A 9,342-nucleotide genomic window follows, 5' to 3' on the forward strand; every position below is an offset into this window, starting at 1 on the left:
TTTTTCCACACCCGCCCTTTTGGTTAAACACGGTGACCACTTTTGCTGTCATTGCCTGCTCCTGATAGGTTGGCAGACTTTCAGCGCTGAAAGTCTTGCCGGATTCTCCGCGAAGGGGATTGTATCAAACTCAGATGAAATTCAATAACAAATTAATGAAAATGCTGTTTATTTTATCGCACATGCGTTTTTGCAAAACGACTTCTGTGTTACTTTGATCGTTGCTATGGCTTGACTTTCAGCGCTGAAAGTTGAGTCAGGGGTGGTTGTTGATCGGCCTTTTGGTGTTGTGTTGCCTGGTGCGCGCTATGTTTGGGCGGCGATGTTTTGGTGCGATTGGTTGCGGGGCTTTTGGTGCTGAGGGTTGAAGGTTGGACCCCGTGGGGGAGTGCGTGATCGGTGGGGTGTCGCGGTTTTGTTGGTGCGTAAAATTTATTGTTCGTGCATTGTATTTTTGTAAAATTTCTAATTTGTGTTTTTTATTGAGTGCGGGGGCGAGGGTGAACTTTCAGCGCTGAAAGTTCTGGGCGGTGTGGTTATGCGGCTATGTTCAATGCAGAGCTGGCTTTTTTGAAATGTTGTTTGGATAACGTCGAAATTGAGAGCTTGCGGTGGTTTAAGGGAAGAGCATCATTGGGGCAAAGCCCCGGCGCTCGAGACATCCACGATCGTCTGTAACTCAGGTCATCATGTGCATTGAACTGACCGAGGAACCAGATTGCATCGACCCAAGGAGGGTACGAGCACGCTTAGTGATGCGTTGGGCCCAGACCCCGTGGGGCTCGAAGTAACCAACGCTATTGACCCATCAGGGGAAGGCGGCTTCTTGGGGGCTGACCATGGTGGGCGAGCTTCAGCAGATTGTGGAGCGCAGCGGACGCGGCGACTCTATTCAGGCGGTCCTCACGAAGATGCTTTCCCCGTCCAGCGTGCCAGTCTTCTCTATGTCCGCCCCCTTGGCAATTTCTCACGTTTGAGAACGCCATTGAGCACCCAATAGATCCAGCCTCAATGGATTAACTGAAATCGTATGACTGACAAGTCAGGAGAGGTCATGTTGACGACGCGGAAACTATGGGCTTGGACAAAAGGGCTCCAGGCCTGGTGGAGCGGCGCTCTTGCTGGTAAAGAATGTGCTTACGCCCGCTGATTAAGATGACCTTCATGCGCTGCTCAAGGTGGCACATGGCATACCTGATCCAGAGAAACAGGAGCCCTTGCCTCTTGCCGAAGGCCGGATACCGGTACCGATCCAGGCTGAGATCGGGATCCAGTTGCTCGTCATCAAGAATTTGCGCAACGTCAACGCTGAAAACCAGCAGTTGGAAGTTGGAGCCAAGGGCTTGACGACCGTCTATGGCGGCAATGGAAGCGGAAAGTCTGGGGGCTAACGGGTTCTAAAGCGTGCTTGCAGGGCTCGCGACCAGTCAACCAGTCAGAGCTATTTCTCCCTAACGCCAATGTGGCTATGGCCCAATTTGGTTACGCTCAGGAAACCTTCACCGTATGCGTGAATGGCCAGATTGATGAATTTGTATGGAGCAAGGTAGTGTGTCCCCCAAGGACCTGTCGGCCCTGTCGACATGCGACACTCGGTGCGCGCGTGCCTTCCTGGGCAGCGAGGACGACTGCGCCTACGTGCCGTATGAGCTCAATGTGCTGGATGACCTGGGCGAGCTGCAACAGGATCTAAAGCTACGCCTTGAAGCCGAGCAGCGTGAACATGCTGTAGATCTCCAATTGTTCGCTCACCTCAAGGAAGAGACGGCAGTCGGGAGGTTGATAGCTACTTTCTCATCGAAAACTGATCCTGGAGCGGTGGAAGGCCAGTTCTTGGCATCAGTCGCGCCAACTACTCCAAGTATCCGCACATGAGCCCCCAACTTGCCCCTTCACCGTCATGTTGGCTGTGCCGCGCTGGATGAAGGCATCGAACCCATTGGAGTTGGGGTAAAGCCATGAAGACCGACAGTGACTTCGTCGTGCCCGGTGGGCAGGTTCAAACCTCCGCCCCCGAGGTCATGGGGCGCATCGAGCGCCGATGGGAAGGCTTGCGCGAACGCGTGGAGGCCAAGCTGCAGACGCTCAAAGGTGTGGATCGCAGGCAGGAATCCCGGCTCCTCGACCAAGCTGCCAAGGCCGGCACTGTGGCCAAGCGGGTGACATGGCTGCGCAAGGCGGCTGATAGCGTCACGGGCAGTGCTGCGCCGTTGGCCGCATGCCGCAAGGGTTGCTCACATTGCTGCTATATCGCCGTGATGATCTCCAGAGCCGAGGCACTGGTCATCGCCAAGGAAACCGGTGCGCCGATGAACCCGTTGGCAGGGAAGTACACGATGGCCAACGTGGATGAGGACAGCGAGAGCTACAAGGCGGCGACGCAGGAAGCGTTTGGCAAGCCCTGTACCTTCCTGAAGGATGATGTCTGTGGTATCTACTCAAGCCGCCCCCTTCAATGCAGGCTTCTCCTGAACATGGATGAGGACGCATTGCTGTGCCAGCTCGTGGAGGGCAGCACCATCAATGTCCCTTACCTGAACACCCAGGAACACCACGTCGATTCGGTTGTCATCCTTGGGGCTCACCAGGATTACGACGACATCAGAAACTGGTTCCCGATGACTGAGCAACAGTGAGCAGGGAGTCGTTAAGAGTTACCTACGAGCGGGACAAGAACCGTACCTGGATCTAGGAAGAGCGCCTTACTCGTCATTCGATAAATGTGACGCGCGAGATCAAAGGTGTCCCCAGTCTTTCACGCTGTCTCCTCGATTCGACGGTGCACAGCATTGTGGGGCGTTCGAGAATGACAGGCTACCAGCTCCCGCAGAGGTGGCATCCGGGATGCTTGCCGTTAGCCTTATCCTAGAAATTCGCAACGCTCGCTTCGAAGACTAGCTTCAACGATGTATTGAAGGTCAGAATCGAATGGTGCGCTTAGTTTTAAGCCTCAAACCCACTGGTGATGGTCAAAAACGAATAGATCGTTGCGTTTGACTACTTCCAGGGTCCATAATGGCTTAAACCTAAGCGATCATTGAGATTCAGGAGCGTGTACATGCAGATACAGGTAACGTCAGTTGAGAGCGTCGGTGTGGCCATCCGCGCTATGCGCAAGGTCAACAGTATTCGTCAGGAGGATGTGCCTGGGGTAAGCCATGTGTTCCTGCGCGACCTGGAGAAGGGCAAGGACACCATTCAGTTCGGGCGCGTGCTCAAGGTGCTCGATGAGCTTGGTATCCGGGTGCTGTTGGAGGTGCCAGATTCGCAGGCATCCGCTGTGAAGCGGGCCTTTGAGCACTTCTTACCCAAATCAAACATGGTTCTCCTTTCCAGCACCGAGAACAAAATGATCATCAAAAAGGTGCGTGAATGACCACCCGCACGCTCCAAGTCCTCATCAACGGAGCACTGGTGGGCACGCTGCGCGATGCCGACAACATCTGGGCGTTCCAGTATGCCGGCACCTGGTTGGCAAGCCCCGGCGCATTCCCTCTGGCCCCGTCTCTTCCGCTATCCACCGACTGGCAGGTGGACGGCTCATCGTCGCGGCCCGTGCAATGGTTTTTTGACAACCTGCTGCCCGAGGAGCTGATGCGCCAGGTGCTGGCGAAAGAGGTGAACGTGGAATCCGCGGATGCCTTCGGCATGCTGGAGCGCATGGGCATGGAGTCGGCTGGGGCCCTGGTGCTGCAGGCTGAGGGCGCACCGCAGCCTGAAAAAGGCATGCAGCCGCTCACTTGGGAAGACCTGTCTCAACGCATCCGCAACCTGCCGAGGGCGTCTCTGAACAAGGATGCCCCCAAGCGCATGTCGCTGGCCGGGGCTCAGCACAAGATGGTGGTTCTCTTTGATCCGAAGAGCCAGGAATTGAGCGAGCCCCTGAAAGGCACGCCATCCACCCACATCCTCAAGCCGAATTCGACGGCCGAGGGCTATCCGCACTCAGTGATCAACGAAACGTTCACCATGCTGCTGGCTGCTCGGTTGGGGCTCACCGTGCCCAGTGTCTGGCACTTGTACCTCCCGGAGCCAGTGTTCATCATCGAGCGTTTCGACCGCACGCCTGGGCATATCGAACCCGACCGCGTGCATGCGCTCGACGGCATCCAGCTGCTCAATGAGCCTGCATTCAACAAGTACACGAGCGCCACCCTCCCCAAGCTCAACGAACTCATCGACCAGTGTCGAAACAAAGTGGTGGCGCGCTTGGAGGTGTTCCGCTGGATCATCTTCAACACGATGGTGGGCAACTCGGACTCGCACCTGAAGAACATCTCGTTTTTGGTGGATCAGGAGGGTAAGCGAGTGGCCCCCTTCTACGACCTCCTGTGTACGGCGGTGTATCACACGCGGGTCTACAGCGACGGCGATGCCGTCTGGCCCAACGAAAAGCTGGCCACTCCCGTTGCAGGAGCGACCTTCTTTGCTGAAGTGACTTTCCAAAAGCTCCTTGAAACCGGCATGGAGCTGGGGCTCAACAAGGTCACTGCCGCGCGCGAGATCGGCAAGATCGTGAGCAAGCTGGATAAGGCCGCAGAAGACATCGCCGACAAGCTGGAAGCCACTATGCGCGACGCCACAGGGCCAAACGGCACGCCCACCCGCGAAACTGTCGGCGCACAAAGCCAGCTCCTGCGCTCCATCCGCATGATCGTGATTGCGGACATGCTCAGACGCGTCCGCTTGCCAGTCCCGGCTGCTAAGGCCCCCCAAGCCTAGCGACAAGTGAGCCCAGCAGAGGAAGCCCGTGAATGGGTTGAATGCCGAATTGGACGCTATCCAAATGCTGAATTGGGCTGGTTCAGTTCCTTCATCGAAATTGACAAAGCAACTGCCGTACTGCTTTGAATTGGCTATTGAATTGCAATAAGAGTCATCAAGCAGCCCAGAGGCCCACAGAACGGGGCGCCAGCAACGACTGACGCATCGAAGGATACCCATGTAGAGGACGATTGGGTGAGCGTGGCGCCCCCACCAAATGAAATCTGCTGGACTCGACCAGGTTCTCAGCGCTCTGCGGGCCGGGGGCTCCCTGGCCGAACTGCCATCTAGCTTCTACAGCGGCGGTTACAGCTACGCCCCTGTGCTCACGACCAAGCGCGGCGCGCAGTACCGCGTGAGCACGCAGGTGATGCGGGGTGTCCCTGGCACCCCTATGCCTGATTGCGCGCACCCCTGAAACAAACCCTCACGTACCGCCAGCCGACCGCACCCGATTCGGAGAATCCATGTCCCTGACCTTCGCCCACGTCCTTTCGGATTGGCGACGTTCTCGTGATGCCATGAAAAGCGGGAACTACGGGCAGAGATGCATCTGGCCATCCCTATTGCCGTTGCGCTGCTGGACGGCCATTTGTGGTACCTCTGTGTCGGGCCCACAGCCGCAGGTGCCCGTTACGCGCATGGCCCCAAGTCCGAAGGCTGTGGAGGACTTCGAGGCCATCTTTGTGAGGCCCCACATGGATAAGGGCAGGGCAAGGGCGATCTTCGCTGGGAACCCAGATCGCCATGGTTGGGGGCTCAGTGCGGTGCCCGCAGCCGCTTTTGGGCATTCGGGACGATGGTGTGGTGGATAAGCTTGCCAAGGGTCCTCTTGCTCGGGCCGGAAGGTCATGTGGCTGGTCCAGCGCCTTGTGGCTGCAGTCGAGTTACCAGACGCGCCCCAGCCGCCTGAGGGCCATGTGCGTTGGTATGTCATGACAAAAGGTTGATTGAGCAGGAGCCTTTGTCGTCGCATTAGCTATGTGGTCGCGCCTTTTCATGTGGCTAGAAATATGGACATTGATAGTTAGTTTGTATAAAATTCTAGCCAAATGAAACCCGATCCTTCTGATTCTCTCGTCCTTCACCGGCAGTTGCTATTGCAGCTGGGTGATCGCCTGCGCCGACTGCGCAAGGCGCGAAAGCTCACCACGGTCGAGATGGCTGAACGCGCTGGCATTTCCCGCATGACACTCGCTTCGGTGGAAGCTGGCGATCCAGGCCCATCCATGGGCACCTATCTGCGGGTGATGGGTGTTCTAGGCGTGGCCGCTGACTTGGCATTTTTGGCGGGAGATATGGTTTATCCAGCGCAGCCTGGTACGGCGGCGGCCCGGTCACATCGACCAGCGCCTCAGGTTCAAATCATGGTCAGCGCGGACAACAAGCGGCATCAGGCGCAGGATCTGTTGAGCCTGGTTCTTCACGAAAAGGCGGTGGAGCGGGTGCGGGCCAATCCCGAGCTGATCGAGGAAGCCAAGGAGACTGTTAATCGCTGGATGAAAAGTGGCAATACGCATTCGCACACCCTTTACGCAGAGTGGCTCAAGATCCTCATGGCGAAGAAGTGGAGCAAGGTTTTGGGCCGTTCGAGACATGCGCAGGAGCTACGCCAGGCGTCTCCTTTGCCCACGTTGCTCTCGAAAGAGGATCGCGAAAGCATCTTGAGTCATGTTTCAACTCTCAAGAAGGGGATTGTTCTCGGTGCGGAAGGGCCCCTTCCATGAATCGCCACGAACTGGAGCATCTGATCCGGGCGAGCGGTGCGATCACCGAAGAGTACGAATTCGTTGTGATCGGGAGCCAGTCCATTCTGGGCAAGATTCCCTACCCAGACCCCGAGTTCAAGATGTCTGCAGAGGCTGACATTTATCCCAGGTACGCGCCTGAGCTTGCGGAGAAGATCGAAGGGGTGCTGGGCGAGGGTTCCGAGTTTCACCTTGCGAACGGGTTTTATGCCCAAGGCGTGGGCCCAGAGACTGCAGTCCTGCCCCAGGGGTGGGAGGAACGGCTATGGAAGGTGCAGAACGGGAATACCGACAGCTTCATTGGCTGGTGCTTGGACGTTGAAGACCTTTTCATGTCGAAGGCGGCTGCAGCCAGGCCGAAGGATCAGGAGTATTGCACGGGGCTCTTGCGTCGAGGGTATGTGACCCTTGAAAGGTGTCTCGAACTTGCTCCCTCAATGCCACTGGAGCCTCCAGAAATCGCGCGACTGGTAGCCCGCATCAAGCGCTGGGCGAAGTAGGTCTCCCCAAGCCCTTGATTCGCCCTGCGGCAACCTCGCGGCTGAAGTCGCTGGCGTTGTCCTCCCTAGATGCCGGGTTGATGAAGAACACCCTGGAGTCGCCGCCATAACCCGATGGATTGCGCGTTATGAACGTGGCGTAGAAGACCCCGAAAAGCACAACGTGGCTCAGCAAACAGTCGTGTGTTGCGAGACAAGCCAGCGTATGACCACCGGGATATGGGTTTTGGAAGGTCAGGGGATGCCGTGAAGGCTCAGCCTGGATTGCACCAATGAAGTTGTCTGCCAGCGTGTCGCGGTTCATGCCCTTTGTGTTGATTGCGCGTAGATACTGCTCCCCCCCGTCGGAGATGATGGCCACATCCCCGAGAGTTGCCACTGTCATCTGTTCAACGGGCTCACTTTCCTCCGGCCTCTGGTTTGCGTTTATGCACCCGTTCCAGCAACCGGAAAGTGAGACTGCGGGCCATGGGCCCGTGTGTTATTCGGGGGAGCGCCAGGGCATGCCCGTGTGTGACTTCCTTCAGGGCCATCAAGTAGCATGGGCGATATGGCCAACAAGACTGGCAAGACCTTGATGGTCTGACAGCGCCCCAACATGCCGACTCCCCGCATCGACCTGACTGTCGTCAACGATTCCAGCGATGACCTGGTAGTACCGCGTAGCGCGCTGGTGCAGGTGGACCTGATCGCCACGGTGGTCGATGTGGCAAGCGCCAATTACGCGGCGGGTGTGAAGACGAAGTTGACGCTCAATGAAACCTGCTCTGGTCACGGAGTGCATCAAGGGGCCCGCACGCTTCTGGTGATGGAGAGCTACAAGGCGGTTTGCATGCTCATCAGGCACGCGGCAGACAGCTAAGTGAAGCTGGACCCTTGGAGCTGAGGAGGGGGCTCGGGCATATGCCGGACCCCCAGAATGCTTATCCCGACTTACGGCGCAGCGTGTGCGTTGTCATGTCGTCCAAGCAAACCACGTGGGCTACACCCCAGTTCAGACGGGCGGTTTTGGCTGGGTCGCCCATGTACGCATGCCAAGCGTTGTCAAGAGCTTTCTGTACGGCATCTAGAGACCCGAAGGCGATCACCGTTGGGCTGCTGCGCACCAGTGCCCGAGCCGGAGAATTGCTTTCCATGACCTCAATCTCATCCATCGGGAAGCCGAGTTCAGGGACACGAAAGACTCCTGAGGCCTTGGCCTCGGTGCGCTGGTCCATACCGGTTGCCTGCCACTCGCGGGCAGCAACGAAACGCGCGTTGGTGCCGGTCGTTGTGGGCGTTTTCGCTGGGCGGTCCAGATAGTTTGCCGGCGCAACGTTACGCGGAGGTGAGAGTTTTGCCCACCACGCGTACAGGTCCGCGTCGATGAAGTAGCCACCTGTCTTGAGGCTGTGGGCTTTTGCGAGGATCGTCTTGCCAGATCCAGGACTACCCATAAGAGCCACGAAATCCAGTTCGTCTGGCTTGCAGTTGGCCAGCGCCACATCCAGAAGCTGCAGGGCTTGATCCTTCCAGGGACGATTGAACTGGCGGGGCAGATCGCTAGGGAACGGTTCGCCCTTGGTCACGGACTTCTTGTGCAACAGGTCGTAGATAGCAAATTCGTCGAGGTGCGCAATGTTGCGGCTGGCTGCGCCCTTCTTGGCGAGATGTCGCACCTCGAAAAAGTCGCGGTGTCCGAGCAGCTGGGCGATCAGATTCTCGCCCTCCTCAACGGTTTCGACGTACTTCAGGGATTTTGCCTTCTTGGCAGCTTGGCTAAGGTTGACATTGGCGGCAAAAACGGCGCCATCGTTGACATACAACTTCATTCGAACTCCTTCATTCACGATGGAGCTGCCTTGGCGCTTTCGGGCCAAAGCTTGGGAGGGCGCATTCGCAAAGCTCCACCGGTCCAGAAAGAGGATCGAGGGTTTGTAAATGGTGATCAGGCCATGGTCTCAATAGACCCCCAACGCCGCAAGCGGCGCGCGCCCAGGGGTGGCCTTGCAAGTATATCGCGCAGGACCGAGGGCAAAAAGTGTGATTTGTTTGGATTACATGCCCCGCCCGAAAGCGGGGTCAGGCTGCGTGCGCTCTGCCCCCTACAACCGACTGTTGAGTTCAACCGCTTTTCTCACTCGTGAGTGCTTCGCACTTGAGCAAAAAGGCGCTTTTGCCATCCCGAGGGGGAGGAGGGCGCTCAGAAGAGCCCGCTGGCTGTTGATTTCCACGCAGAAGTGACCCACTGGGGGTTAGTGGGGGTGCGGACGAAAACTTGGACTACTAGAAGGTAGTTCATGTATTCCTACGAAGACCGAATCCGAGCCGTTGAGCTCTACATCAAGCTC

At 57.2% G+C, this 9,342-nt stretch carries 11 protein-coding genes; 9 read left to right on the top strand and 2 right to left on the bottom strand.

The genetic code is table 11. The annotated features are described in order from the left end of the window. Nucleotides 1–1,217 precede the first annotated feature (1,217 nt). From DBR23_RS29710 to DBR23_RS18265, 8 genes are all read left to right on the top strand, one after another. Entirely contained in the window at nt 1,218–1,391 is a 174-nt protein-coding gene (locus DBR23_RS29710) for a hypothetical protein (protein ID WP_158276469.1), read from the top strand. Nucleotides 1,392–1,551: 160 nt separating this feature from the next. Beyond that, entirely contained in the window at nt 1,552–1,875 is a 324-nt protein-coding gene (locus DBR23_RS18235; protein ID WP_146186045.1) for a hypothetical protein, read from the top strand. 83 nt (nt 1,876–1,958) lie between these two features. Then, on the top strand, nt 1,959–2,636 hold the full coding sequence (locus DBR23_RS18240; RefSeq protein ID WP_108499162.1) for a YkgJ family cysteine cluster protein: 678 nt from the start codon (nt 1,959–1,961) through the stop codon (nt 2,634–2,636). Between the two features lie 422 nt (nt 2,637–3,058). Then, nucleotides 3,059–3,376, top strand: a complete 318-nt coding sequence (locus DBR23_RS29995; RefSeq protein WP_199226546.1) for a hypothetical protein — start codon at nt 3,059–3,061, stop codon at nt 3,374–3,376. After that, entirely contained in the window at nt 3,373–4,722 is a 1,350-nt protein-coding gene (locus tag DBR23_RS18250) for a HipA domain-containing protein (protein ID WP_060985720.1), read from the top strand. The genes DBR23_RS29995 and DBR23_RS18250 overlap by 4 nt, the downstream gene beginning before the upstream one ends. Nucleotides 4,723–4,981: 259 nt before the next feature. Continuing rightward, nucleotides 4,982–5,182, top strand: a complete 201-nt coding sequence (locus tag DBR23_RS18255) for a hypothetical protein (protein ID WP_108499163.1) — start codon at nt 4,982–4,984, stop codon at nt 5,180–5,182. Nucleotides 5,183–5,816: 634 nt separating this feature from the next. After that, nucleotides 5,817–6,491 carry a helix-turn-helix domain-containing protein gene (locus DBR23_RS18260; protein WP_060986104.1) on the top strand — a complete coding sequence of 225 codons (675 nt, stop codon included), beginning with the start codon at nt 5,817–5,819 and terminating at the stop codon, nt 6,489–6,491. After that, nucleotides 6,488–7,012, top strand: coding sequence for a DUF6036 family nucleotidyltransferase (locus DBR23_RS18265; protein ID WP_060986105.1), 525 nt, complete (start codon nt 6,488–6,490; stop codon nt 7,010–7,012). The genes DBR23_RS18260 and DBR23_RS18265 overlap by 4 nt, the downstream gene beginning before the upstream one ends. Here the strand turns inward: DBR23_RS18265 and DBR23_RS18270 are convergent. Then, nucleotides 6,993–7,373 carry a hypothetical protein gene (locus DBR23_RS18270; RefSeq protein WP_146191368.1) on the bottom strand — a complete coding sequence of 127 codons (381 nt, stop codon included), beginning with the start codon at nt 7,371–7,373 and terminating at the stop codon, nt 6,993–6,995. The genes DBR23_RS18265 and DBR23_RS18270 overlap by 20 nt on opposite strands. Before the next feature lie 237 nt (nt 7,374–7,610). Here DBR23_RS18270 and DBR23_RS18275 point away from each other — a divergent pair, with 237 nt between their 5' ends. After that, on the top strand, nt 7,611–7,874 hold the full coding sequence (locus tag DBR23_RS18275) for a hypothetical protein (protein WP_060986107.1): 264 nt from the start codon (nt 7,611–7,613) through the stop codon (nt 7,872–7,874). Between the two features lie 61 nt (nt 7,875–7,935). On the opposite strand, the gene DBR23_RS18280 is transcribed toward DBR23_RS18275, so the two are convergent. Then, nucleotides 7,936–8,823, bottom strand: a complete 888-nt coding sequence (locus DBR23_RS18280; protein ID WP_060986108.1) for a hypothetical protein — start codon at nt 8,821–8,823, stop codon at nt 7,936–7,938. Nucleotides 8,824–9,342: the final 519 nt, after the last annotated feature.

The organism is Acidovorax sp. HMWF018, assembly GCF_003061035.1.
GTDB classification, from domain to species: Bacteria; Pseudomonadota; Gammaproteobacteria; order Burkholderiales; family Burkholderiaceae_C; genus Acidovorax; species Acidovorax delafieldii.